At 67.6% G+C, this 24,729-nt stretch carries 17 protein-coding genes; 10 read left to right on the top strand and 7 right to left on the bottom strand.

Features of this window, described 5'->3' with window-relative positions:
• Positions 1-31 precede the first annotated feature (31 nt).
• The 3 genes from DEIPR_RS11260 to ptsP are packed head-to-tail and all read right to left on the bottom strand — an operon-like array spanning position 32 to position 5,436.
• Positions 32-1,918, bottom strand: coding sequence for a PTS fructose transporter subunit IIC (locus tag DEIPR_RS11260; RefSeq protein WP_013623082.1), 1,887 nt, complete (start codon positions 1,916-1,918; stop codon positions 32-34).
• 3 nt (positions 1,919-1,921) lie between these two features.
• Complete coding sequence (gene pfkB, locus DEIPR_RS11255) at positions 1,922-2,887, bottom strand: 1-phosphofructokinase (RefSeq protein WP_013623081.1); 966 nt, start codon at positions 2,885-2,887, stop codon at positions 1,922-1,924.
• Positions 2,884-5,436: a phosphoenolpyruvate--protein phosphotransferase gene (gene ptsP, locus DEIPR_RS11250; RefSeq protein ID WP_013623080.1), complete on the bottom strand. Its 2,553-nt coding sequence runs from the start codon at positions 5,434-5,436 to the stop codon at positions 2,884-2,886. Before ptsP ends, pfkB begins: the two co-directional genes overlap by 4 nt.
• Before the next feature lie 206 nt (positions 5,437-5,642).
• On the opposite strand from ptsP, the gene DEIPR_RS11245 reads away from it, so the two are divergent.
• Together DEIPR_RS11245 and DEIPR_RS11240 are read left to right on the top strand one after the other, a co-directional pair.
• A complete protein-coding gene (locus DEIPR_RS11245) occupies positions 5,643-6,416 on the top strand; it encodes a DeoR/GlpR family DNA-binding transcription regulator (protein WP_013623079.1) in 774 nt (257 codons plus the stop codon).
• A 36-nt stretch (positions 6,417-6,452) separates the two neighbouring features.
• On the top strand, positions 6,453-7,163 hold the full coding sequence (locus DEIPR_RS11240) for an SDR family oxidoreductase (RefSeq protein ID WP_013623078.1): 711 nt from the start codon (positions 6,453-6,455) through the stop codon (positions 7,161-7,163).
• A 206-nt stretch (positions 7,164-7,369) separates the two neighbouring features.
• On the opposite strand, the gene DEIPR_RS11235 is transcribed toward DEIPR_RS11240, so the two are convergent.
• The gene (locus DEIPR_RS11235; RefSeq protein WP_013623077.1) at positions 7,370-8,071 is read right to left on the bottom strand and encodes a BON domain-containing protein; all 702 of its coding nucleotides are present in this window, start codon (positions 8,069-8,071) and stop codon (positions 7,370-7,372) included.
• 171 nt (positions 8,072-8,242) lie between these two features.
• The gene (locus DEIPR_RS11230; protein ID WP_049775294.1) at positions 8,243-10,498 is read right to left on the bottom strand and encodes a GAF domain-containing protein; all 2,256 of its coding nucleotides are present in this window, start codon (positions 10,496-10,498) and stop codon (positions 8,243-8,245) included.
• Positions 10,499-10,755: 257 nt separating this feature from the next.
• Here DEIPR_RS11230 and DEIPR_RS11225 point away from each other — a divergent pair, with 257 nt between their 5' ends.
• The 6 genes from DEIPR_RS11225 (at position 10,756) to DEIPR_RS11195 (ending at position 19,073) form a co-directional block, all read left to right on the top strand.
• Positions 10,756-11,877: an NAD(P)/FAD-dependent oxidoreductase gene (locus DEIPR_RS11225; protein ID WP_245532753.1), complete on the top strand. Its 1,122-nt coding sequence runs from the start codon at positions 10,756-10,758 to the stop codon at positions 11,875-11,877.
• Between the two features lie 27 nt (positions 11,878-11,904).
• Positions 11,905-12,828 (top strand): DUF1338 domain-containing protein, encoded by a 924-nt coding sequence (locus DEIPR_RS11220; protein ID WP_013623074.1) that lies wholly within the window; start codon positions 11,905-11,907, stop codon positions 12,826-12,828.
• Between the two features lie 33 nt (positions 12,829-12,861).
• A complete protein-coding gene (locus DEIPR_RS11215; RefSeq protein ID WP_013623073.1) occupies positions 12,862-14,481 on the top strand; it encodes an aldehyde dehydrogenase family protein in 1,620 nt (539 codons plus the stop codon).
• 276 nt (positions 14,482-14,757) lie between these two features.
• On the top strand, positions 14,758-15,867 hold the full coding sequence (proB, locus tag DEIPR_RS11210) for a glutamate 5-kinase (RefSeq protein ID WP_041222966.1): 1,110 nt from the start codon (positions 14,758-14,760) through the stop codon (positions 15,865-15,867).
• 100 nt (positions 15,868-15,967) lie between these two features.
• On the top strand, positions 15,968-17,203 hold the full coding sequence (locus DEIPR_RS11205) for a glutamate-5-semialdehyde dehydrogenase (protein WP_148231970.1): 1,236 nt from the start codon (positions 15,968-15,970) through the stop codon (positions 17,201-17,203).
• A gap of 544 nt (positions 17,204-17,747) precedes the next feature.
• Positions 17,748-19,073 (top strand): short-chain fatty acid transporter, encoded by a 1,326-nt coding sequence (locus tag DEIPR_RS11195; protein WP_013623070.1) that lies wholly within the window; start codon positions 17,748-17,750, stop codon positions 19,071-19,073.
• Between the two features lie 13 nt (positions 19,074-19,086).
• Here DEIPR_RS11195 and DEIPR_RS11190 read toward each other — a convergent pair whose 3' ends face one another.
• Positions 19,087-20,196 carry a GGDEF domain-containing protein gene (locus DEIPR_RS11190; RefSeq protein WP_013623069.1) on the bottom strand — a complete coding sequence of 370 codons (1,110 nt, stop codon included), beginning with the start codon at positions 20,194-20,196 and terminating at the stop codon, positions 19,087-19,089.
• Positions 20,197-20,430: 234 nt separating this feature from the next.
• Here DEIPR_RS11190 and DEIPR_RS11185 point away from each other — a divergent pair, with 234 nt between their 5' ends.
• Together DEIPR_RS11185 and DEIPR_RS11180 are read left to right on the top strand one after the other, a co-directional pair.
• Positions 20,431-22,398, top strand: a complete 1,968-nt coding sequence (locus tag DEIPR_RS11185; protein ID WP_013623068.1) for a bifunctional metallophosphatase/5'-nucleotidase — start codon at positions 20,431-20,433, stop codon at positions 22,396-22,398.
• 117 nt (positions 22,399-22,515) lie between these two features.
• Positions 22,516-23,874 carry an acyl-CoA dehydrogenase family protein gene (locus DEIPR_RS11180; protein ID WP_013623067.1) on the top strand — a complete coding sequence of 453 codons (1,359 nt, stop codon included), beginning with the start codon at positions 22,516-22,518 and terminating at the stop codon, positions 23,872-23,874.
• Between the two features lie 136 nt (positions 23,875-24,010).
• On the opposite strand, the gene DEIPR_RS11175 is transcribed toward DEIPR_RS11180, so the two are convergent.
• Positions 24,011-24,634, bottom strand: coding sequence for a TetR/AcrR family transcriptional regulator (locus DEIPR_RS11175; protein WP_013623066.1), 624 nt, complete (start codon positions 24,632-24,634; stop codon positions 24,011-24,013).
• Between the last annotated feature and the right edge of the window lie 95 nt (positions 24,635-24,729).

Raw genomic sequence — 24,729 nt, 5'->3', positions numbered from 1 at the left:
CATTGCTGGGAGCCCGCCGGCCTGGCCTGTGCTACGAGTTGGCGGGGTGGCTCACGCTTTCCTCGGCGGCGATGGCCCGTTCTGTCTGGTCCAGCGGCCGCTTGAGGAGACCCAGCAGCAGGGTGCTGACGGCGGTGCCGGCCAGAATCGCGGCCACGTACATGGGCAGGTTGGTCACGGCGCCGGGAATCAGCAGCACGAACACGCCGCCGTGCGGAGCACGCAGCAAGCAGCCCGCCGCCATGCTGATGGCTCCGGCCACGGCGCTGCCGGCCATCAGGGCCGGAATCACGCGCAGGGGGTCGCGGGCGGCGAAGGGAATGGCGCCCTCGGTGATAAACGAGATGCCCAGCACGCCCGCTGCCTTGCCCGCTTCCCGCTCGTCGGGGGTAAAGCGGTTCTTGAACAGCAGCGTGGCGAAGAACAGCGCCAGCGGCGGCGTCATGCCGGCAGCCATCGCCGCGGCGATGGGGCCGTAAACCTTGGAATCAATCAGGCCGGTGGAAAAGGTGTAGGCCGCCTTGTTGATGGGGCCGCCCATGTCGAAGGCCATCATGCCGCCCAGGACGGCGCCCAGCAGCCCCGCCGAGGTGTCGCCCAGGCTGTTGAGCCAGGTGGTCGCGGCGGCCAGGGCAGCGGCAACGGGTTTCCCCAGCACGAAAATCATCAGCAGGCCAGTAATCATGGTGCCCAGCAGCGGCAGCAGCAGCGTGGGCTTGAGCCCTTGCAGCGTGCGCGGCAGCCGGATGCTGCGGTTCAGCCAGCGGGTCAGGTAGCCCGCCAGAAAGCCGGCCACGATGCCGCCCAGGAACCCTGAACCCGTTTCCAGCGCCATCATCCCGCCCACCAGTCCGGGCGCCAGGCCGGGCCGGTCCGCAATGGAATAAGCGATGTACCCGGCCAGTACCGGTACGAACAGGCCAAACGCGCCGCTGCCTCCGCCAATGGTCATCAGCGCCTCTGCAAAGGGGCCTTCGGCATCGATGCCGCCGAACGCGAACGCCAGCGCAATCAGCAGGCCGCCCGCCACCACCAGCGGCAGCATGTGGCTCACGCCGGTCATCAGGTGCTTGTACAGTTCGCCGCCCAGGCCACTGCCGGCCGCCGCGTCGTTTTTGGCCTGCTTGGCTGCGGCTGCCTGCGCCACAAAGTCGCCGCCCGCCGCTGCGCTGCTTCCCGCTGCGCCGTACACCTGCGCTTCGGCCAGGGCGCGCTCCACCAGGGCCTGCCCGCCGCTGATGGCCGGCTTGGTGCCAGTCTGGTAGACCCGTTTGCCCGTAAAGCGGCTGAGGTCCACGTTGGTGTCGGCGGCGATAATCACCACGTCGGCCCCGGCGATGTCCTCGGCGCTCAGGGTGTTGCCGGCCCCCACGCTGCCTTGGGTCTCGATTTTGACCGTGCGGCCTAGCGCCCGTGCGCCGCCTTCCAGCCCCTCGGCGGCCATAAAGGTGTGGGCAATGCCGGTGGGGCAGGAGGTGACGCCCACGATGCTGGGGCCGCTGCTGGCGCTGACTGGCGCGGCTGCCGCCACAGTCGCCGGCGCTGGGCTTGCCGGTGCTGGCGTGACTACCGGCGTGACTGCCGGCACCGTGGCCCTCACCGTCTGCACAGTGTGTGCGGCACTTCCGTTTGCTCGGGTGTGCAGGCCAGCGCGGCTCAGCACGCCCGCCGCGTCACGAATCAGGTCTTCCGGCGTGGTCTGGAAGAATTCACCGGCAGGCAGGGTGGGCGGCTGGGGGGCGGCCCACAGCAGCACTTCGCTGCCGCTCGGCGGACTCTGGGGGACCTGGCTTTGGGGGGGCTGGTCCAGCAGGGTCAGCGTGTGGCCGGCCTCCGCAGCGGCCCGGCGAAGCGCGGCGGCGGCCAGGGTGTGGGTCATGCGTCCGTTGGGGTCAATCCATGCGGCAATCTGCGCCATAAATCAGCAACCTTTCTGAAGTCGCACCTGGGGGTGCAGGGCCATGAGTTCGTCGTACGGGGGCAGCTTCGCGCCCAGGCGGGTGATGTTGCCGGCAGCAAAAGCGGTGGCGCGGCGCAGGGCCGCTGCGGGGTCCAGACCAGCCAGCCGGGCACTGACCAGGCCGGCCACCATCGCGTCGCCGGCGCCCACGGTACTGACCACGTCCACCCGGGGCGGCAGCGCCCTCACCGCGCCTCCCTCCCAGACCAGCCAGGCCCCTTCCTCGCCCAGCGAGAGGGCCACCCACTCGGCGCCGCGTGCCAGCAGCTCCCGTGCGGCGTCCAGGCGGTCGGCGTCGCTGGGCAATAAACGGCCCAGCGCGGCTTCCAGCTCGTGGATGTTGGGCTTGAGCAGCTGGGGAAGCCGCTCCGCCTGCAGCAGTTCGCGCAGCGCCGGCCCGCTGGTATCCACCGCCAGCAGGGGGCCGCTGCCGCCCTGGGCCAACGCTGCTACGGCGCGTGCATAGAGGTCGGGCGGCACGCCGGGCGGCAGGCTGCCCGCCAGCACCACGGCGTCTTGCTGGCGGGCCAGCCCGCTCAAATGGCCCAGCATCTCCTCCAGCTGCGCCGCGCTCACCTGCACGCCGGGCAGGTTGAAATCGGTGGTGCTGCTGGCCTGCGGGTCCACGATTTTCACGCCCAGGCGGGTTTCGCCGGGAATCCGCGTGAACACGTCCGCGATACCGCGTTCACGGAACAGCGCCTCGAAGGCACTGGCGTTGCCGGCGCCCAGAAAGCCGCCGGCACTGACGCTCAGCGCTTCGCCGCTCTGGGCGGCCCAGTCGGCCAGCAGCGCGGCCACATTGACGCCCTTACCGCCCGCGTCGGTCTGCGCACGTGGGACCACATTCACGGCCCCAGGCTGCCAGCCGGGCGCCTGCACGGTCAGGTCCAGCGCCGGGTTGAGGGTCACCGTTAGGACCTTCACGCTTCTGCCTCCGTCAGCGGTTCCAGCAGTGCCCGCACGGCGGCGGCGTCCGGCTGGGCGAGGGCCTGGCGGGCGACCTCCTGCAGGCGGGTCAGGTCGTGCCGGCGCAGCGCCGCCTTGACGGCCGGCACGGCCGGGGTACTGACCGACAGTTCCCGCACGCCCAGGCCGGCCAGGACCAGCGCTCCGGCCGGCTCGGCCGCCGCTCCTCCACACACGCCCACCCACTTGCCGTGGGCCTGCGCGGCCTCAGCCGTCACCGCAATCAGGCGCAGCACGGCAGGGTGCAGGGCGTCGGCCTGGCGGGCCAGCACCGGGTGCAGCCGGTCCATCGCCAGGGTGTAGCCGGTCAGGTCGTTGGTCCCCACACTGAAAAAGTCCACTTCCGGGGCCAGCTCACGGGCCATCAGCGCCGCCGAGGGCACCTCGATCATCACGCCTACCGGGATGCGCGGGGCATCCAGCTCGCGGCAAACGTCTTCCAGCATGCCCCGGGCGCGGCGCAGGTCGGCCAGGGTGGCAATCATCGGGAACATCACATGGACGTTCGGATGGTCCTTCGCCACCCGCGCAATGGCCCGCAGCTGCGGCAAAAACAGGTCCGGGCGCTCGAAACACAGCCGGATCCCCCGGATACCCAGAAAAGAGTTGTCCTCCTGCTCCAGCCCCAGGTACGGCACCGCCTTGTCCCCGCCGATGTCCAGCGTGCGGATAATCAGGGGCCGGCCGGCCAGCACCTCGGCCATGGCGCGGTATTCACGCTCCTGCTCGTCCTCGGTGGGGGCGTGGTCGCTTTCCAGATACAGAAACTCGGTGCGCATCAGGCCCACGCCTTCGGCGCCGTGTTCCAGGGCCGGGCCGGCGTCTGCGGCGCGGTTGATGTTGGCGGCCACCTCCACGCGGGTGCCGTCGCGGGTCTGTCCCGGCTGCATCCGACCGGCAAAAGCCGCCTGCTTGCCGGCTTCCAGTCGCCGGCGCTGCTCTGCCGCGGCGTGCAGGTCGGCTTCCGAGGGGCGTAGGTACAGCCGGCCCGAGCTGCCGTCCAAAATGGCAGGGGTGCCGTCGGGGATATCGCGCAGGCCCGCCCCGGCCGCCACCACCGCCGGCACGCCCAGGCCCCGCGCCATGATGGCCGTGTGGCTGGTGGGTCCGCCGACTTCGGTGGCGAAGCCCAGCAGCGTGTCCAGGCTCAAGCGGGCGGTGTCGCTGGGGGTCAGGTCCGGGGCCAGCAGGATAAACGGCTCGCCCCGGTCCAGCGGCTGTTCCTCGCCCAGGCCCAGCAGGGCGCGCAGCACCCGCCGCTGCACGTCGCCCAGGTCTGCGGCGCGGCCGGCCAGCACCGGGTCATCTAGCTTCTGCAGGGCCGCGATGCGCTCGTCCGTCACCTGCCGGTAGGCCCAGGCGGCACCGTGGCCGGCCAGCAGCAATCCGGCCACGTCCTCCAGCACGCCGGAGTCGTCCAGCAATTCCTGGTGGGCACGGAAGATAGCGGCCTTGTCGGCGCCCAGGCGCCCCTGCACATCGGCGATGGTCACGTCCAGTGCAGCGCGTGCAGCGGCCAGGGCGCGGTCCAGCGCGGCAGCCTGGCCGGCCGGGTCGTCTCCGCCCTCGTCGCGTACCTCCAGGGCCTGCGGGCGGTACTGCCGGGTCACCCCGGTGACCAGACCGTCAGCGGCGGGCACGCCTTCCAGCGTGGCGCTCACCTGCGCGGGAACCCAGGTAGGCTCGCGCCGGGCCTGGGGAGCTGCGGGGGCCGCAGCAGCACTCAGGTCATCGCCCAGGCCAGCGCGGATGGCGTCGCGGGCCGCTTGCAGCAGCGCTTCGCTGTCGCTGCTGAGGGTGAGGACCGTGCCCTGTTTCAGGCCCAGCCCCAGCACTTCCATCAGCCGGGTGGCGTCGGCGCTCTGCGCCTCATTCTCGCGGGCCAGCCGCAGCCGCCCACCCTGCGCCCTGACCAGCCCGGCCAGCCGGCTGGCGGGCCGGGCGTGCATGCCCTGCGGGTTGGGCAGCGTGACCTGCGCGGTGTACGGCAGGTCGTCGCTGGGCGTAGGGGCTGGAGTTGCCGGTGCCGCCGCTCCGCCTAGGGCTGCCGGTGCCGCCGCTCCGCCCAGGGCCGCCGGTGCTGCTTTTCCGCCTAGGGCTGCCACCACTTCGGCCGGGTCGCCCGTGGTGCTCAGGCGCTCGACCAGGGCCGGGTCGTTCAGCACGCGGGTCAGCTGCCGCAGGATGTCCAGGTGTTCGTCGCTGGCGGCCGCAATACCGACCACCAGCCGCACGGTGTCGCCGCCCCAGTCCACGCCGCCGGGCACTTGCAGCACTGCCACGCCGGTTCTCTGAATCAAGTGCCGGGTTTCAGGGGTGCCGTGCGGAATGGCGATGCCGCTGCCCAGATAGGTGTTCGCCTGCTCCTCACGGGCCAGCATGCCCTGAAAGTAGGCGGGGTCAGTGTGGCCGGCCTGGCTCAGCAGCTCGGCCACCTGCCGGATGGCCTCCTGCTTGCTGCTGGCCTGCGCGCCCAGGCGAACGAGGTTGGGGGAAAGCTGAATCATAGCGGTGCCTCCTGTCGGCGTTGCGGGGGAAAAGGCGAATGGGCCTTGCGAAAACCTGACAATATTTGAGCAAAAATGATTATTTAATCTACCCGTTGCCGCGGAGGTGTGCAAGGGAGAGGCACAGGAGAGACCTGCGCTGGCATTTTTTCCCTGTCGCAGCGGCGTTCTCGGTTGCGGAGGCGGTCTGTTAGACTTGATTACAGATGAGCAATCTGCACGCCCAGGAGCGGCATCAGCGCATCATGCAGCTGCTGCGTGAGCGCGGTTTTATGAAGACACAGGCCCTGATTGCCGCGCTGGGTGCCAGCGGCGCCACGGTTCGCCGTGACCTGGAAGCGCTGGCGGCAGCCGGCCAGATTGACCGGGTCCACGGCGGCGCCAGCCCCCGCAGCGGGGACATCCGCTACCTGCAGCGCCAACGCCAGGAGGCCCCGGCCAAAGCGCGTCTGGCGGCCGCCGCGCTGGACCTGCTACGCCCCGGACAGACCGTGTATCTGGACGCCGGCACCACCGCCCGCGCCGTGGCCCGCGCCCTCAAGCGCCGCCCCGAGCTGACCCGGACCCTGCGGGTGGTCACCCACGGTATCGACATCGCCTACGATCTGAACGGCGAGTGCGACCTGTACGTGGTGGGCGGCGAGGTGTACGGCAGTACCTACAGCCTGACCGGCCCCGACGCCCTGCGCGCACTGGAACGCTACCGCTACGACCTGTTTTTCGTGGGCTGCACGTCCATTGACCCGGAGCGCGGCCCCACCAACTCCAACCTCACCGAGGCGCACCAGAAAGCCGCCATCATGGCCCGCTCGGCCAAAAGCGTGCTGATTGCGGACGGCCACAAGTGGGGCGCGGGCGACTTTGCCCCGTTCGCCCATTTCGGGCAGCTGAGCGCCTGGGTCACCGACCAGGCCACCCCAGAGGCGCGGGCCGCTTTTCAGGAGGCCGGCGCCGAGGTGCTGGAAGCCGGACCGGCATAACGGTTGCCGGCCGGAGGACCTGCTAGCCTCGTCCGCATGAACCTGCAAGACGCCCGTATCCTGGTTACCGGCAGCACGTCCGGCATCGGTCTGGCCACTGCCCGCCGCCTGCGCGAAGGGGGCGCCCGTGTGGTGCTCTCCGGCCGCGACCCCGCCAAAATCGCTGCCCTGCGTGAAGAAGGCTGGCACGTGATTCAGGCCGACGTGGCCCGTGAAGAAGAAGCCGTGCGCCTGGTGCGCGGGGCCGCCGAACACCTGGGTGGGCTGGACGTGCTGGTGAACAATGCCGGCGGTGGCCGTTTCGCCCCTTTGCTGGACCAGGACCTGACCGAGTTCCGCCAGGTGCTGGACACCAATCTGGTGGGGGCCATGCTGGTGGCGCGCGAGGCGGCCCGCCTGATGGTGCAGAACGCGGACGGCGCGGGGCGCGGCACCATCATCAACATCGGCAGCGTGTCGGGCCTGCGTGGCTCGGCAGGTGCGGGAGCCTACAGCGCCAGCAAGTTCGCCCTGCGCGGCCTGACCCAAAGCTGGCGCGACGAGCTGCGCCCCAAAAATATCCGCGTGAGCTATGTGGCGCCTAGCGAGGTGGTCACCGGATTCGGCGGCAGTGACCCACAGCAGCGCAAAAATGCCGAGCGCAAGATTCAGCCCGAGGACATCGCCCACGCGGTCGCCGCCCTGGTCGAGATGGACGACCGCGCCTTCGTCACCGAGCTGGAAGTGTTCGCCACCAACCCCTGGTAAGGCCTCGGGTCGGCACCGGGTCAAGTACGGCGAGCTGCCCCCCTGGCCCCAGGGCGTTCAGCACGACATTTCCGGACGGCTGGACCTCAAGAAGATGTGGGTGGACCGCTGGGATGAGGCTGCGCTGCTGGCTTTGTCGGCCGCCCGCCGCCAGTCGGCAAAAAAAGGGGCACGGCACTCTGGCCGGCCCCCTCTCGGGTGGATGCTCAGCGGTTCAGCGTACTGGTCTGAAGGCGCAAGTGGTTGTGTACGTCGCGCACGCCGCGCAGGTGCTCCACGCAGTCGGCGGCAGCCCGCTTCTGGGCACGGTCGGCCACGGTGCCGGTCAGGGTCACTTCGCCGCCCTGCAAGGTCACTTCAATGTCGCTGGCGTCCACGTTGTGCGCGTCTTCCAGGGCGTCGTTTACTTCCTCGCGGATGCGCTCGTCGCTGCGCTGGTGGCCTTTGGGCCCCTTGCCACGGAAGCTGCCGGCGGCCTCCTGTGCGCTGTAGGCTCCGGCGACCTGCACACCGCGGCGCACCGGGCCTTCGGTCCAGCGGTCTTCCTCTCGGCGCTCGCCGTAGTAGGGCTGCACCATGCGGCGTCCGTAACCGGCATCCGCTCCGCGCCCGTCGTCCTGCACGCCCAGCTGGCGGCGGCCCTGGTCCTGCATGAAGTTCTCCTCGCCGCGGTACTGCCACTGGCCGTCCTGTGGGCGGCGGGCGGCGTCGTTCACGTAGCGGCGGCTTTCCCGGTTGATAAAGCCCTGGCCCTGGTCGTCGGTGTCGCCCCGGCGGTAGTCGCCGCGCATGTACTCGTCCATGCCGACCTCGCTGCGGGTTCTCCGGCTGGGGCCGTAGTCGCCCTGCTCTACATAGTCGTAGTCGTAATCGCTGCTGCCATAGCGGTCGTTGCGGTTGCGGGTCATGGTGTCTCCTGTCGTGCCGGGGGCCGGGAATGCAGACCGTCTGCACCGGCCCACAGCTGAATGGGGTCCAGGTCCACTCAAGCAACTGCGCCGCCCGCAAACATGCGAAGCCCGTCAAGCCTCCTTGCGGACGGTCTCATGGAACGGCTCTGCCTGTAGGCGGGGTGCAGCTCAGCTCTGCTTGGGGAGGGTAAAGCCGAACGTGGCGCCTTCGCCCAGTCGGCTCTCGGCGCTGACGGTCCCGCCGTGCCGGGCCACGATACGCCGCACGTTGGCAAGGCCCACTCCGGTACCTTCGAACTCGTCGGCGCGGTGCAGGCGCTGAAAGACCCCGAACAGCCGCTCACTGTAGTGCGGGTCGAAACCCACTCCGTTGTCGCGCACGAACACGGCCCACTCGTAGGGGCGCTCCTCGGCCCAGACCCGGATGTGGGCTTCTTCCCGTGTCCGGGTGTATTTCAGCGCGTTGGACAGCAGGTTCACGGCGGCTTGGTGCAATGTGGCGCGGTCGCCGGTCACCTGCGGCAGCGGCGCGACCTCCCACACCACCGCCCGGTCCTCCTCCTCGGCTTCCAGCTCGCTTCTCACCTCGGCCACCAGGCTGCCCAGGTCCACCGGCCCCATCTTCAGGGTGGCCCGCGCCGTGCGCGACAGGTCCAGCATGGCGTCGATCAGGGTGTTCATCCGCACGGTGGCGTCGTCAATGACCGTGAGGTAGCGCTCGGATTTGGCGTCTATCTCGGTGCCCAGGTTGCCGCGCAGCAGCCGGTTGAAGCCCATAATGTGCCGCACCGGCGTGCGCAGGTCGTGGCTGACCGAGTAGGTAAAGGCTTCCAGTTCGCCGTTCTGTTCGTGCAGCCGCTGGGTCTGCTCGGCCCGCTCCAGCGCCAGCCGCAGCTGGTGTCCCACGGTCTCCAGAATGGCGCGGTCTTCCTCGTTCCAGGGCTGAGGCCCGGCCAGCACGAAAGTCAGCACGCCGCGCACCTGCCCGTTTACCGCGACAGGGAGCGAGACGCTGGACCGCCCGCCAGGACCGGGTTCCTGCTGATAGGTGGGCTCGCCGCTCTGATAAGGCCCGCTCAGGTGGGGTGCCGCGCCGAACGGCTGGCCGGCGCCCAGTTCATCCGTGGCCCCGTCCGGGTCGGCCCCCGCCTGGGTCCGGGCCTGCCACACGCCGCCCTGCAGCTCGAAATAGGCGGAAAAGGCGGCAGGCAGCAGGTCCAGTGCCACCTCCTGTGTGCGCCGAATCAGGCTGTAGGGATCGGTATCCAGCACCAGGTCGCGCGACAGCTCGGCGAAAGTGGCCAGCATCTCGCTACGCCGCTCGGCCTCCTGCCTGCGGGCCTGCAGCCGCGCCGCCTGCTGTGCCCGTTCCAGCGCCAGCTCCAGGCTGCGGCCGATGGCGCGGACCAGCGTGCGGTCCTGCGCACTCCACCCCTGAGGCCCGTGCGCCTGGCGGCGAGCAAAGCTCAGAAAAGCGTGGATTTCGCCTTCCAGCGTGAGCGGCGAGCAGAAAATCATCCGGTACCCTTCGGTGCCGGGAATATGGCGGTCATCCGGCGACCAGTCGTCGCAAAAAACGGTGCTTTTCTCCCGCTGCATTCTGTCCAGCAGCGGGAACCCGGCGTCCAGCCCGGCGGTCAGGGTGCTCACCAGCTCAGGCGGGAGCGTGGCCGACCAGCCCTGTCCTACCCAGCGCCCATCTTCGCGCACGCAGTAAGCTCCGGCGCCGCCCGGGAAATGGTGGCTGAGCAGTTGCAGCGCCTGGCGCACCAGCACGGCCACGTCGTTCTCGGTGCCGGCCGCCTCGGCAAAGGCCACGAAGGCGGCGTGGGCGCGGGCTTCTTGCTCAATCTGCCGGGTTCGCTCGGCCAGCTGCCCCTGCAGGTCGGCCATCAGCCGGGCGCGGCCCAGCGCGATGGCACACTGGGCCGCCAGCGTCATCAGGAAGCGCCGCTCTTCACGCGTGAAGTGGTGCGGTTCCCTGAAGTCCAGAATCAGCGTGCCCAGCGGGCGGTGGTCCAGAAACATGGGCAGCACCGCGTTGGCGACCGGGGCAACGGCGCCGCTGCGCTCCTCCAGCGCCGGGTAGGTGCGCACCAGTTCGCCCTGCTCCTCGAAAAACAGGGCTTCGCCCCGCTGCAGCGCGTCGCCGGCGGGCACGTTTCCGGTCAGCGGGCCGGCCTGCCAGATGGTCTGGGCGCCTTCTTCGTAGTCCTGGGTGGCGGCCAGTTCCAGACGCTCCCCGGCGGCGTCAACGAGCAGCACTGCTCCGGCAATGGCGTCCACCCCTTCCAGCGCCGGGCGCAGCACCGTTTGGAACACTTCCTCCTGCGTGCGGGCAGCAGCGAGACGCTCGGTCACGTCCTGCAGATGTTCGGTCAACGAGGGCGGCCGGGGGGAAGCTCCCGGGGCGGAGGCGGTCATAACTTTCAGCATACTCTGCCTACATACGTGCATACGTGCAGAGGGCTGCGGTTCACTCATGCGGCCTCAGGAACCTTGCATTTGGCGGCGGGGCTTCGCTACATTGGCCTGGCAGCAACAATTCAGGCAAGGACCAGCACCTGTTTCTTCCGGCAGGAGCGGGCAGTCTGGGCGGTCTCCTATGCCCGGTCTGCTGCTGCTCACGGTGAAGACAGGAAAGGGAGGCTTCATTGGTTACGCAGGTCAGAGCAGCGGACGTGATTGTAATTGGCGGCGGCATTATCGGAGCGGCCTGTGCCTTTCGTCTCAGCGAAGCCGGGCAGCGGGTCACCGTGCTGGACCGGGGCGCGGCGCCGGGCCGGGGGTCTTCGGGCCGCAGCGGCGCCGGGGTGCGGGTGCAGTTCTCGGAAGAGGTGAACGTGCGCCTCTCGTGGGAAAGCATTCAGGAGTATCAGCGCTTCCCCGAGCTGTATGGCCGGGAAAGCGGCTATGTCCAGAACGGCTACCTGTTTCTGGTGCCCGAAAGCCAGTGGGAAGCCCACGCACAGGGCGTCGCCGTGCAGCAGGGGGTGGGCGCTCCGGTGGAGGTCATCTCGCCGCAGGAAGCTGCGCGCTACGTGCCCTTCGTGCAGGACGGCATCTACCGCTGCACCTACGGACCGCAGGACGGCTACATCGACCCGCTGCTCACCCTGAATGCCTATACCGAGATGGCGCTGGAGCTGGGCGCCCAGGTGTACCGCCCCGCCGAGGTGACGCACATCGAGCGGGGCGGCGAAGGCTGGACCGTGTACTCCAGCCAGGGCGACTTCACAGCTCCCACCATCGTGAACGCGTCGGGGGCCTGGAGCGGTGCGGTAGCGGCCCTGGCCGGGCTGGACGTGCCGGTGCGGCCCCGGCGGCGCAGCGTGTACCGCACCCGCAACGGCAACGGCACGCCGAGCTACCCGCTCACCATCGACGGCACCACCAACCTGTGGCTGCGCGGGCACGGCGACACGGTCATCTTTACCGTGTCCAACCCCTATCAGCCCGACGGCCTGGAAGAAGGCATTGACTGGCCCTGGCTGGAGCGGGTGCGGGAAGCCGCCGCCGTGCGCTTTCCCTGGCTGAACGAGCTGGACGTGGACCGCTCCTACAGCTTCTGGGGTTACTACGAGATGACGCCCGACGGCAGCCCGGTGCTGGGCCGTATGGAAGCCGAACCGGGCTGGATCAACGCCTGCGGCTTTTCCGGCCACGGGGTGCAGCAGGCCGCCGCCGTGGGGCGCATCGTGACCTCATTCGTGCAGGGCGAGCGGCCCTTTATCGACGTGAGCAGCCTGCAATTGGAGCGCTTTGCCCGCGACCGGGCGACGGCCGAGCGACACATCGTCTGACAACATTCCCGCAAAGGAGCCACTGACATGACCGACCGACGCGAAACCCTGAAATACGTGCTGGACGGCCTGATGCGCCGCTATCAGGAGCGGGTGCCCGACGTACAGAACATCATTGCGGACATGGTGGAAGGCGGCCTGATTGACCGGGCCGAGGACATCGAAAACGACCACATCGCTTTCCGTACCATGGGCGTGCCGCAGCTGGGGATAGGGAGCTTCGAGAAGATTTTCTTGCACTACGGCTACCAGCGCCGCGAGCCTTACCAGTTCGAGGGCAAGAAGCTGGACGCTTTCTGGTACTCGCCGCCCGAGCCGCTGCCGGGCCAGCCCGCGTTCCCGCGTATCTTCGTCTCGGAGTTGCGGGTGGGCGACCTGAGCGAGGAAGCGCAGCGCATCATCACCAGCTACACGGACGAGGTCAAATCGGACCCGGTAGACGACCTGGACCTGGACGACGGGGCGCAGGTGGACGAGTTCCTGCACCGGGCGCTGTGGCGGCTGCCCAGCTACGCCGACTACCAGCGGCTACAGGACGAATCCGAGTACGCCGCCTGGGTCATCTACAACCGCTACTACCTCAACCACTTCACGGTCAGCGTGCACAACCTGCCGCAGGGCTACGACACCATCGAGGACTTCAACCGCTTTCTGGAAGGGCACGGCTACACCCTCAATTCCAGCGGCGGCAAGGCCAAGCAGAGCCCCGACGGCCTGCTGATTCAGAGCAGCACCGTGGCCGAGATGATCGACGCCGAATTTGAGGGCGGCCAGACCGAGCGCATCAGCGGCTCGTACGTGGAGTTCGCGGAGCGCCGCCCACTGCCGGAGTTCCAGCATCTGCCCAAGGCGGAGCTGACCCGCGAGCGGCGCCGCGAAGGCTTCGAGGCAGGTAACGCCGACAAGATTTTCGAGAGCACCTATTCGTCCCAGACGGCCCAGCGCGGCTGAAGTCGGCGGAACCACGCCCGAAGGAGCAATGGCATGACCCAGACACAGAACAGACCCTCTATCAAGACCTACGGGCACCTGATCGGCGGCGAGGAAACCGTACCCCAGGATGCGCCGACCTTCCAGAGCCGCTCCAGCGGCAACCTCAGCGACGTGCTGGCCGCTTTTCCCGAAGCCGACCGGGACACCGTCCGCCGGGCCTGCGAGGTGGCCCGCGCCGCTTTTCCCCGCTGGAAAGCCACGCCGGCCCCGGTGCGCGGCGAGATCATCGGCAACATCGGCCGGGCGATTGCCCGCGAAAAGGAGACGCTCAGCCGCCTGCTCAGCCGCGAGATGGGCAAGACGCTGAAAGAGGCACGCGGGGACGTGCAGGAAGCGGTGGACACCTGCGCCTTTTTCCAGTCGGAAGGCCGGCGGCTGTACGGCCAGACCGTACCCAGCGAGATGCCCAACAAGGAGCTGAAAACCTACCGCCGCCCGCTGGGTGTGGTGGGGATGGTCACGGCGGGCAACTTCCCGGTGGCGGTGCCCAGCTGGAAAATCATCCCCGCGCTGCTGACCGGCAACACGGTGGTGTGGAAGCCCAGCGAGGACGCGCCGCTGACCTCCTATGCTTTTGCCAAATTGCTGGAGGAAGCGGGTGTCCCGGACGGCGTGCTGAACGTGGTCTTTGGCGGTGGCAAGGACGCGGCGGGGCAGTTCCTGGTAGAGATGCTGGACGAAAAACTGGTCCAGAAAATCGCCTTTACCGGCTCCACCGAAGTGGGCCGCTGGATTGGTGAGGTGGCCGGGCGCAACCTGACCCACCCCACCCTGGAACTGGGCGGCAAGAATCCGCTGGTCGTGATGCGCGACGCCGACCTGGACAATGCCGTGCAGGGGGCACTGTGGGCCGCCTACGGCACCGGCGGGCAGCGCTGCACCAGCGCCGGCAACATCATCGTGGACGCGCCCGTGTACGGCGAATTTAGGGACAAGTTGCTGGCCGCCATGCAGAACATCCGCATCGGGAACCCGGTAGAGCATGAGGGTGTGCTGTACGGTCCGTTTATCAACGAGCGCTTTTTCCGGTCGTGGGAAGCCCACTACGCCCGGGGTGAGGAGGACGGGGCCACGCTGCTGTACGGCAGAGGCCGCATTACCCCCGAGAACAAACCGGAGGGCTTTCAGGGCGACCCGGAAGCGGCCTTTTACGGCTGGCCGACCCTGTGGGAAGGCGTGCAGCCGGGCATGAAACTGTTTCAAAACGAGGTCTTCGGTCCCACGGTGAACCTGGTCAAGGTGGACGGCTTCGACGAAGCGATTGCGGCGGCCAACGCGGTGGATTATGGTCTCTCCAGCGCGATTTATACCAACGACCGCACCTGGGCCAACCGCTTTCAGGAAGAAATCGAAGCGGGCATGACCTCTATCAACAACTCCACCACCGGGGCCGAAGCCCATATGCCGTTCGGGGGCACCAAGGGCAGCGGCAACGGCACCCGCGAAAGCGGCATGTGGGTGCTGGACAGCTACACCTACTGGCACGGCGTGAACGACGACATTTCCGGCAAGTTGCAGCTGGCACAGATGGACACCGAGTACGCCCAGCCCCGCGAAGCCTTCAGCGTGGGTGGCCTGACCCCAGGCGCGCAGGAGGTGGAAGGGGTCTAGTTCCCTGGCCCACCTCGGTGCAGCGCGAACGGCGGCTCTGCTTTGGCGGGGCCGCCTTTGCTGTTGGGAAAGGAGCCGGTTGCATAGTTATCGAAAAATGGGGAAATGCGGCTCAAGTCCGGAGTACCCGTACAAACCCTTTTTCACGTCTGCTGCAGACGAATGTGGGAAAGGCTTGACCTTCCAGGCCGCATATCCACCGTCCAGCTATGTAATTTTCTGTCACTTCCCTGGTTAACTATGCAAAAGCTGTCCCTTTGGCCTACACTGGCCGGCATGACCGAGCTGAGCCGCCAGGTGTTGGACCGTTCGCAGTGTCTCGTCATCAAGATAGGGTCCGCCCTGCTGGTGGATGAGCGCGGCCTGCGGCGAGACTGGCTGAGCGGCCTGGCTGACGATGTGGCGTGGCTGCGGTCGCAGGGCAAGCAGGTGGTGCTGGTCTCCAGCGGGTCTATCGCGCTGGGCCGGCGGCAGATGGGATTGCCGCGTGGCCCGCTGCCGCTTGACGAAGCCCAGGCGGCAGCGGCTGTAGGGCAGATTTCGCTGGCCCAGGCCTACGCCGACGAGCTGGCGCGGCGTGGCCTGAGCGCCGGTCAGGTGCTGGTCACGCTGGAAGACAGCCGGGTGCGCTCGCGCTACCTCAACTCGCGGGCCACGCTGGGCGCGCTGCTGGACCACGGCGTCGTCCCCATCGTGAACGAGAACGACACCGTGGCGACCGACGAAATCCGCTTCGGCGACAACGACCGCCTGGCCGCCCAGATTGCCCTGACCTGCGGCGCCGACTGCCTGATTCTGCTGTCGGATGTAGACGGCCTGTACACCGCCGACCCCCGCCACGACCCGGCCGCGCAGCACCTGGCCCGCATTGACAGCATCACCCCCGAAATCGAGGCGCTGGCCGGCGACCCCGGCCCCGACGCCAAGGGCGGCATGCGGACCAAGCTGATGGCCGCCCGCACCGCCATGCAGGCCGGCGCGGCGATGGCGATTATGCGCGGCGATACCCTGCGGCCTGTCTCGGCGCTGCGCGAAGGAGCGCGCACCACCTGGTTCGTGGGCACCGAAACCCCCAAGTCGGCCCGCAAAAAGTGGATTGCCGGCATGAAGCCGCAGGGCCGCGTGACCATAGATGACGGCGCACAGGCGGCGTTGGCCCGGGGCCGCTCCTTGCTGGCTGCTGGCGTGACCGGCGTGGAAGGCCACTTCGGGCGCGGCGAGTGCGTGGAGGTGGTCCACCGCGGCCGGGTGCTGGCCCACGGCCTGTGCAGCTACGGCTCGGCGCAGGCGCGGCAGGTGGCCGGGCTGCACAGCGACGAAATCGCCCGGCTGCTGGGCGAACCGCCCCGCGCCGCCTTTATCAACCGCGACAATCTGGCCCTCTGATTCGGCCTTCCTTGCCCAGCACACGTTTCCCCACACCTCAGGAGCCTGCCCCATGACCCAGACTGCCCCCGAACCTCAGCACACCGAACTGAAGCACACCATGAACATGCTGTTCGCTCAGGCCCGCGCCGCCGCCCGCGCGCTGGCACTGGCCGGCAGCGACCAGAAGCAGGCTGCCCTGGACGCGGCCGCCGCCGCCCTGGAACGCCGCCGCGCCGACGTACTGAGCGCCAACGCCCGCGACCTGGCTTTCGCAGAGAAAAAGGGCCTCAGCCCCGCCATGCTGGACCGGCTGCGGCTGGACGAGGACCGTATCGGCAGCATTGTGCAGGGCCTGCGTGCCGTGGCCGCCCAGCCCGACCCGGTCGGCGAGGTGATGGAAGCCTGGGAGCGCCCCAGTGGCCTGAGCATTCGCCGGGTTCGCACCCCGATCGGCGTGGTGGGCGTCATCTACGAGTCGCGGCCCAACGTGACCGCCGACGCCGGCGCCCTGTGCCTCAAGAGCGGCAATGCGGCCATCTTACGCGGCGGCTCGGAAAGCCTGCACTCCTCGCAGGCGATTCACGCGGCGCTGGTGGAGGGCCTGCGTACCGCCGGCCTGCCCGAGCGGGCCATTCAGCTGATTCCTACCCGCGACCGGGCGGCGGTAGGGGAGATGCTGGCGGCGCAGGGCCTGATAGACGTGATTGTGCCGCGTGGGGGCCGCAGTCTGGTGGGCCGGGTGCAGAGTGAGGCCCGGGTGCCGGTGTTCTCGCACCTGGACGGCATTAACCATGTGTATGTTCATGCGGCCGCCGACCCGGTCAAGGCAGAGGCGGTGGTGGTCAATTCCAAGACCCGCCGCACCGGCATCTGCGGCGCGGCCGAGTGCCTGCTGATGGACCGGGAGAGCTTCGCGGCCCAGGGCGCAGCGCTGGTGGCCGCGCTGCAGGCACTCGGCACCCAGATTCGCGGAGACCGTCACTTCCAGACCCTGCCCGGCGTGCAGGCGGCGGGACCGGATGATTTCGGCTGCGAGTTTCTGGACAACATCATCGCGGCGCGGGTGGTGTCCGGCCCTGGCGAGGCCATCGCCCACATCGCGCAGTACGGCAGCGGGCATACCGAGTGCATCGTGACCGAGGACGCGGCGGTGGCCGGCCGCTTTGCCCGCGAGGTGGACGCTGCCATCATCATGCACAACGCCTCCACCCAGTTCGCGGACGGCGGCGAGTTCGGCATGGGGGCCGAAATCGGTATCGCCACCGGCAAGCTGCACGCCCGTGGCCCTGTGGGCGCCCGCGAGCTGACTTCGTTCAAATATCTGGTGCATGGCGAGGGCACCGTGCGCCCCTGAGCGCGGAGGACAGGCAGCGCAGAGGGCCAGTGCGGGGCTGGGCTCCGGTGCAGACCTGGATTACGGCGCAGATGTGACCCATGTCATCCAAACCGCAGAGCAAGTGGAAGCGTTGTTCGGCCCTGTGGTGACTCTCTCCCTCCAAAAGGAAGTGGACATCGTGCATCCGGTGTGTCAGTGCTGGCGGCTTCTGGGCCGGCGGGGTCGGATGCTTCGCCACGCAGTGACCCGGCCTGTCTGGTTCACATTCAGGATGAGCGCACGCTGTTGTTTGCCGAGCAGCGCGGCAACAACCATACCGACAGTCTGTGCAAAGTCCTGCCAAAAAGCCACGCTGGACTGATGCGCTCCCAGCTGAAGGCTGCTGCTATGCAGGTCCCACAGGACCAGGCTATGGGGAACTGAGTCACGAGGAGTTGGGCTAAACTGGGCCTATTCCACAAGTTGTGCGGCCCGGCCTCTGCTGAGGGCCTTTTGCTGTGTCCAGAGAGTTGGGGAGCTGGGGCCAGTGCAGGCGGCCTGGCCGAGAAGGAGAGATGCTGACATGTTCCGAGCCTTGGCAAACGCTTCCAACGCGTTGGTGACCCGCCTGCTTCCTGACCCGTTCATCTTTGTGGCCTTGCTGACGCTGCTGGTGCTGGCGCTGGGTGTGCTGCTGACCCCGCACACGCTGCCGCAGATGGTGCAGTTCTGGGGGGACGGCTTCTGGGAGCTGCTGGCCTTCACCATGCAGATGGCCCTGGTGCTGGTCACCGGGCATGCGCTGGCGTCCACCCCGTTTTTCCGGCGCCTGCTGGGTGGGCTGGCGGGCCTGGCGAAAACGGCGCCGGCGGCCATCGTGCTGGTCACAGCGGTGTCCCTGGTCGCCAACTGGATCAACTGGGGCTTCGGGCTGGTGATTGGGGCCATCTTCGCCCGTGAGCTGGCCCGCCGGGTACCGGGGGTGGATTACCGCCTGCTGATTGCCAGCGCCTACAGCGGCTTTGTCATCTGGCACGCAGGATTCAGCGGATCTATTCCGCTGACCATCGCCACGCCGGACCATTTTCTGGAAGGTCAGATTGGCCTGATTCCCACCTCGCAGACCATCTTCGCGCCGTTCAACCTGATTCTGGTGGGCGTGCTGGCACTGCTGATTCCGCTGGTGAACCGCGCCATGCTGGACCGTGAGCATCCGGTGGTGGTGGACCCGGCGCTGCTGGCCGAAAAAGCTCCGGCGGCGGCCTGGGCGCCTGCGGACCAGACCCCGGCCCAGCGTCTGGAAAACAGCCCGGTCCTCAGCCTGCTGCTCGGTGGGTTGGGGCTGGCCTTTCTTGCCATGTACTTCGCCGCCGAAGGCTTCAAGCTGAACCTGAACATCGTCAACTTCGCCTTCCTGTTCCTGGCCATCTTGCTGCACGGCACGCCGGCCCGCTTTATTGCGGCCACGACCGAAGCGGTGCAGGGGGCGGCGGGCATCCTGATTCAGTTTCCCTTTTACGCAGGTCTGGCCGGCATGATGGCCGGCTCGGGCCTGATTGAGCGGGTGTCGGACGCCTTTGTGGCCATGTCCACCCCGCAGACTTTCCCGGTGCTGGCCTTCTGGAGCGCGGGGCTGGTCAATATCTTCGTGCCCAGCGGCGGCGGACAGTGGGCGGTGCAGGGGCCGGTCATGGTGCAGGCCGCGCAGAGTCTGGGGGCCTCGCTGCCCAAAACGGCGATGGCCGTGGCCTGGGGCGACGCCTGGACCAACATGATTCAGCCGTTTTGGGCGCTCCCTGCCCTGGCGATTGCCGGCCTGCACGCCCGCGACATCATGGGTTATTGCCTGGTTATCCTGTTGCTGGTGGGCGCGGTGGTCAGCCTGGGCCTGTATCTGCTTCCTGGCTGAGCGAAGGTACGCCTCAGCCGGGAAGTCCCAGCTGAGGCTCCGGGTGCAGTACCCAGCGGTTGCGCCCCCCCTGCTTGGCCTGATACAGCGCCTGGTCGGCCAGGGCCAGCGTGTGCTGAGGGTCGGTGCCGGCCATGTGACGTGCGCCACCGAGCGACGCAGTGAGGTGCAGGGTGAACGTAGCCGGGTCTCCCTGAAGCCCGTTCAGTGACGGCACACTGAGTGGCGTCTGCTCAATATGGTCCCGGATGCGCTCGGCAATCAGCTCCGGGGTGCCGATTTGCGGCTGATGGACCAGCAGGACGAACTCTTCGCCGCCGTAGCGGTAAGCCGAATCCGAGGCGCGCAGGTTGCTGCGTAGCAGCTCACCTACAGCCGTGATGACCTGGTCACCCACAGCATGCCCGTAGGTGTCGTTGATGCGCTTGAAGTGGTCGATGTCCACCATCAGCAGCAGGTCGCCGGTTCTGAGGGCCAGCAGGTCCAAGTCGAACTGTCGGCGGTTGAAGAGACCCGAAAGTGCATCTTGCCGGGCCTGGCGCTGGAACATGGCATTCAGCTTTATCAGTTTGATCCGGTCGCGTAGAACCAAGGCCACGATAAGAAAGGCCGCCACATTGAGGATGAGCAGGGGAGGATAAACCTGCTGCAGCAGCTGCATCCCGTTCGGCAGCATCACCAGTGGCAGGCCGTTGGGGGCGAGGGACACCAGGCCCAGGAATATGCCGCGAGACCAGGAAATATGGTCGAGGCGAGGTTGGACGAGCCGGCGTAGGATGGCGGTCACCAGCAGAATCAGCGCAATACTGGTAAAAGCCGGCGTTATCCCCGGCCCGCCCAGGAAGTAACGGTAGGTCAGCACCGGAATGCTGCCCACCAGCGCCGCTGGTGCCCCGTAGACCAGGGCCAGATAGACCAGCGGCACCGGCCGCAAGTCGATAAGTACTCCAGGGGCAATGGCGGCCGGTTGCAGCAGAAGGATGACCGATACCAGGCTTGCCGCTGTGATGGTTTGCACCTGGAAGGTCCGGTCACGGCGCAGCGGCCAGGACCGTAGGGTCAGGCTGAACAGGTAGGTCATCGCAATCAGGAGGGCGAAGTTGATGAACAGGGCTCTGAGCATGAGACAAGTACTCCTGTCGCTCCAGCAGCTCTGGATTCGGAGCATGGGGAGGTGGGGGTGGAGCAGAGAGCGGGATGGGCAGCAAGCAAACGGCCTGGGTATCCAGCTGGTTATTGTACCGGTTCACTTTTCGGGTTGCTGACCATTTGCCCCGTATAGCCTCTGCTCAGTGCAGCCTTCGCCCTGGGCAGCCTGACCGTCTGCAGACACTGGGCACTCTAGAATGACCACTGTATGAGAAAATTCAGACTCCTTGCCGTGGCGCTGTCTGCCGGAATGCTGGCCGCCTGCGCTCCCACCCAGACCGCTTCCCCGGTTGCCGAGGCGCCGTTCCGGCTGCAGTTGCTGCACTTTTCGGATGTGGACGGTGGCCGCGATATCGTCGGCAACGCGCCGCGCTTCTCGGCGCTGGTCAACCATTTCCGCGCCCAGCAGCCGCAAAATACCCTGTTGCTGAGCAGTGGCGATAACTCTATCCCTGGACCCGAGTACAACGTGGCCAGCGATAGCAGCCTGGACGCCGCGCTGGGCAAAGCCGGTGCTGGCCGTGCCCACGTGGCCTGGCTGAACGCCCTGGGCCTGCAAGCCTCGGCGGTGGGCAACCATGACCTGGACATGGGCACCGGCGAATTCTCCGGCCTGCTGACCGGGGCAGACGGCTGGAACGGCGCCGACTTTCCCTATCTGGCGACCAACCTGGATTTCGGTGCCGACGAAGCCACCGCCAAGATTGCCGGCAAAGACGGCCTGAGCGCGGCCGAGCTGGCCGGCAAGGTGGCCGGCTACACCACCTTGCAGGTGGGCGGCGAAACGGTGGGCGTGGTGGGTGCCACCACCCCGCAGCTGGGCCGTCTGACCAACGTGGGCAAGCTGGGTATCGCTCCTGCCAGCCCGGATGACCTGGACGCCCTGGCTGCCCTGATTCAGCAGGATGTGGACACCCTGACTGCTCAGGGCGTGGACAAGGTGATTCTGCTCGCGCACATGCAGAGCATCGACATCGAGCAGGCGCTGGCTCCGCGCCTCAGGGGCGTGGACATCATCGTGGCGGGGGGCAGCAACACCCTGCTGGCCGACACCGCCGACCGCCTGCGCAGCGGCGACAAGCGCCAGGGCGACTACCCGCTGATGTTCAGCGGTGCCGACGGCGCCCCCGTGCTGGTGGTGAACACCGAGGGCGACTACACCTACCTGGGCCGTCTGGTGGTGGATTTCGACGAGCAGGGCCGCCTGATTCCGGCCAGCCTGGACCCTGCGGTAAACGGCGCTTATGCCACCGACGAAGCGGGCCTGAGCGCCCTGGGCGTGACCCGCGAACAGGCCAGCCCCGCCGTGATTCAGGTGGCCGACGCCCTGCAAGCGGCCCTGAAGTCCCGTGCCGGCAACGTGGTGGGCTACACCAACGTGTACCTGAACGGTGAGCGCGGCGGCGTGCGTACCCAGGAAACCAACCTGGGCAACCTCAGCGCCGACGCGAACCTGTTCTATGGGCAGCAGGTGGACCCCAGCACCGCCCTGAGCCTCAAGAACGGCGGCGGTATTCGCGGTCCCATCGGTGCCTGCATCGTGCCTCCCGGCAGCACCGGCGGCACGCCCGTCTGCTCGGCCCCGCAGGGCACCCCCGGCGTCAGCGAAAAGGGCCAGATTTCGCAGCTGGACCTGGAAACCGCCTTCCGCTTCAACAACGGCCTGTCGCTGGTTACGGTCACGGGCACGCAGCTGAACGCCCTGCTGGAACACGGCGTGGCCGGCGTGGAAAACCGCCTGGGCCAGTTCCCGCAGGTGGGCGGCCTGACCTTCGCCTACGACCCCAGCCGCCCGGCCGGTGAGCGCGTCACCGATATCGTGATTGAGGATGCTGGTGGCGCCGCCGCCGGCACCGACCGCGTGGTGCTCAAGGCCGGCGGTCAGCTGAACGCCGCCGCTGCAGCCCGCTCCTACCGCATGGTCACGCTGGGCTTCCTGGCGCTGGGCGGCGACGGCTACCCCTTCCCCAAGGAAGGCAGCGCCGAATTCGCCGCGCTGAACCTGCGCGACCTGACCCAAAAGGGCGTGCGCCAGGGCCGCTTCACCTTCGCGGACGAGGGCAGCGAGCAAGACGCCCTGGCCGAGTACCTGGGTGCCCGCTTCGGGACGGCCGCTACGGCCTTCGCCCAGGCCGACACCCCCGCCGAGGCGGACACCCGCATTCAGCGCCGCTGAGGCCAGCGCTGCTCAGGCCTCCGCCTCCAGGCCCTCCTGACAATCTGTAAACAAGTCCTAAATTCCAACCCCCGGCGCGGCTACACTGCGGCACTGGGGGTTCACCTATAAAGCGGTATGGAAAAAAATACGCCTGATCTGAATGATCTGATGGCTCAGATTGATCTGGGCAAGCTGGGGGTGCTGGCCGGCAAGGTGGACCTGGCCGGGATTCTGAACGCGGCCAGCAACATGAACGACAAGCAGCTGCGCCAGCTGAGCCGCGCCCTGGGAGTGGGCGGCAGCGGCCGCAAGCGCGAGCTGCCTGCCGCCGACGGCGACTTTTATGACTATCTGGACACCCTCACCGACGCGCAGGTGGAGGTGGCCGGCCGGGTGCATGCCTTTATGCGTGCCGAAGTGATGCCGGTCATGAACGAGTACTGGAGCCGCGACGAGTTCCCCCGTGACCTGATCGGCAAGATGCGCGAGCTGAACCTGCTGCGCGCCATCTGGAACGAGGACGGCACCCGCCGCCCCGACGCCACCATCATGGAGGGCATCATCACGCTGGAAGCCTGCCGGGTGGATGTCTCCACCGCTGTATTTTTCGGGGTACACGGCGGGCTGGCTTTCGCGTCCATCGCGCTGGGCGGCAGCGAGGAGCAGAAAAAGCGCTGGCTGCCGGACATGCTGGACATGCGCCGCATCGGGGCATTTGGTCTGACTGAGCCCGAGGGCGGCTCGCAGGTGAGCGAAGGAATGCGGACCACCTGCCGCCGCGACGGGGACGGCTGGGTGCTGAACGGCGAGAAAAAGTGGATCGGCAACTCTACTTTCTCCGACTTTACCGTGATCTGGGCGCGCGACGAAGAAACGTCCGAGGTGCGCGGTTTCGTGGTAGAAGCGGGCACGCCCGGCTACAGCGTCGAGAAGATTCAGGGCAAAATCGCGCTGCGGATGGTGGAAAACGGGCACATCACCCTGCAGGACTGCCGGGTGGCCGATGAATTCCGCCTGCAGGCTGTGCAGGGCTGGGATACCGTGTCGGACGTGCTGAAATTGACCCGCGCCGGGGTGGCGTGGCAGGGCGTGGGCTGCGCGATGGGCGCCTACGAACTGGCACTGGCCTACGCCCAGCAGCGCAAGCAGTTCGGTAAGCGCATCGGTGAATTCCAGCTGGTTCAGAACCATCTGGTGCTGATGCTGGCCGATGTGACCGCCATGCTGGGCATGGTGACCCGCCTCTCGCACCTGGCGGACGAGGGCCGCATGGATGACGCCCACGCCGCCCTGGCCAAGGTTCATACCGCTGCCCGCTGCCGTGAGGTGGTGGCCCGCGCCCGCGAGGTCTTCGGCGGTAACGGAATCCTGCTGGAGCACGGGGTCGCCAAGCACTTCGCCGACACCGAAGCTATCTACTCCTACGAGGGCACCAACGAAATCAATACCCTGGTGGTCGGCCGCGCCGTGACCGGCCTGAGCGCTTTCGTCTGAGCCCCCGTTCACCACGGTTTCAGTTCACTTGGGCCCCAGCGCACCAGAATCTGATTCTGGTGGGGCTCCGGGTGCGGTCAGCGGCGCAAGCACCGGCCAGCAACCAGCGGCCATTCAGGGGAGCGGCCCGCAGGGTTCAGCCCTCCGTCTGCCCAGCCAGCGCACGTACGCCGCCGTTCACGAAGGTGTTCAGGGTGGCCGCCAGGGCCTCGGCGCTGAAAGGTTCCTCGGTCAGCTCGGCGTAGGCAGCGCTGCTCAGCAGGTGAATTACCAGAAAAATCATCTGCTGGGCGGCCGGCCCGCTGCGCTGGGCGCGTGGCAGTTCGGCCAGCTGCAAGCGGGTTTCGAGCGCCTGGAAAAAGGCGCGGCGCTTCTGGCGGAACAGCGGTCCGCCGCCCGAATTGAGCAGCATCAGCAACTCGCGTTCTTCCAGCAGGGCCACGAACAGCTGGTCGTAGGCGGCGGCCGAATCCTCCAGGCGGTTCAGGTAGGGGTGGAGCCGACCTGGCAGGCCCTCCAGCCGCGCTTCCAGCAGGGCGTCCAGCATGTCCTCGGTGGAGGCGAAGTAGGTATAGATGGTGGGCCGCGAAATCCGCAGTGCCTGTGCCAGGTCGGCCATGCCCACACTCTCGAAGCCGCGCTGGATAAACAGCTCGGCGGCCATCTCCAGAATTTGGGTGCGGCGGTCTTCGGCGCTCAGGCGGCGGGGCAGGGGAGAGCCGGGGGCCTCTTGGGGAACTGTCGCAGCAGGCGGAAGCATAGCTTTAGTCTAGCACTTACTTAACAACATGTCACTTGACAAAATGTCAAAACGGCTGAGATACTTCTGAGGGTCTGGTGTCCGTGACCTGCCTC

Source organism: Deinococcus proteolyticus MRP (assembly GCF_000190555.1).
Classification (GTDB): domain Bacteria; phylum Deinococcota; class Deinococci; order Deinococcales; family Deinococcaceae; genus Deinococcus; species Deinococcus proteolyticus.
The sequence above is the reverse complement of the archived record's forward strand: the minus strand, read 5'-3'. Positions and strand labels throughout refer to the sequence as shown.

Bases quoted from the DNA above. Each gene is read 5' to 3' on its own strand.
- DEIPR_RS11260 (WP_013623082.1), bottom strand. From the start codon at position 1,918: ATGGCGCAGATTGCCGCATGGATTGACCCCAACGGACGCATGACCCAC.
- ptsP (WP_013623080.1), bottom strand. From the start codon at position 5,436: ATGATTCAGCTTTCCCCCAACCTCGTTCGCCTGGGCGCGCAGGCCAGC.
- DEIPR_RS11245 (WP_013623079.1), top strand. From the start codon at position 5,643: ATGAGCAATCTGCACGCCCAGGAGCGGCATCAGCGCATCATGCAGCTG.
- DEIPR_RS11240 (WP_013623078.1), top strand. From the start codon at position 6,453: ATGAACCTGCAAGACGCCCGTATCCTGGTTACCGGCAGCACGTCCGGC.
- DEIPR_RS11235 (WP_013623077.1), bottom strand. From the start codon at position 8,071: ATGACCCGCAACCGCAACGACCGCTATGGCAGCAGCGATTACGACTAC.
- DEIPR_RS11230 (WP_049775294.1), bottom strand. From the start codon at position 10,498: ATGACCGCCTCCGCCCCGGGAGCTTCCCCCCGGCCGCCCTCGTTGACC.
- DEIPR_RS11220 (WP_013623074.1), top strand. From the start codon at position 11,905: ATGACCGACCGACGCGAAACCCTGAAATACGTGCTGGACGGCCTGATG.
- DEIPR_RS11215 (WP_013623073.1), top strand. From the start codon at position 12,862: ATGACCCAGACACAGAACAGACCCTCTATCAAGACCTACGGGCACCTG.
- proB (WP_041222966.1), top strand. From the start codon at position 14,758: ATGACCGAGCTGAGCCGCCAGGTGTTGGACCGTTCGCAGTGTCTCGTC.
- DEIPR_RS11205 (WP_148231970.1), top strand. From the start codon at position 15,968: ATGAACATGCTGTTCGCTCAGGCCCGCGCCGCCGCCCGCGCGCTGGCA.
- DEIPR_RS11195 (WP_013623070.1), top strand. From the start codon at position 17,748: ATGTTCCGAGCCTTGGCAAACGCTTCCAACGCGTTGGTGACCCGCCTG.
- DEIPR_RS11190 (WP_013623069.1), bottom strand. From the start codon at position 20,196: ATGCTCAGAGCCCTGTTCATCAACTTCGCCCTCCTGATTGCGATGACC.
- DEIPR_RS11185 (WP_013623068.1), top strand. From the start codon at position 20,431: ATGAGAAAATTCAGACTCCTTGCCGTGGCGCTGTCTGCCGGAATGCTG.
- DEIPR_RS11180 (WP_013623067.1), top strand. From the start codon at position 22,516: ATGGAAAAAAATACGCCTGATCTGAATGATCTGATGGCTCAGATTGAT.
- DEIPR_RS11175 (WP_013623066.1), bottom strand. From the start codon at position 24,634: ATGCTTCCGCCTGCTGCGACAGTTCCCCAAGAGGCCCCCGGCTCTCCC.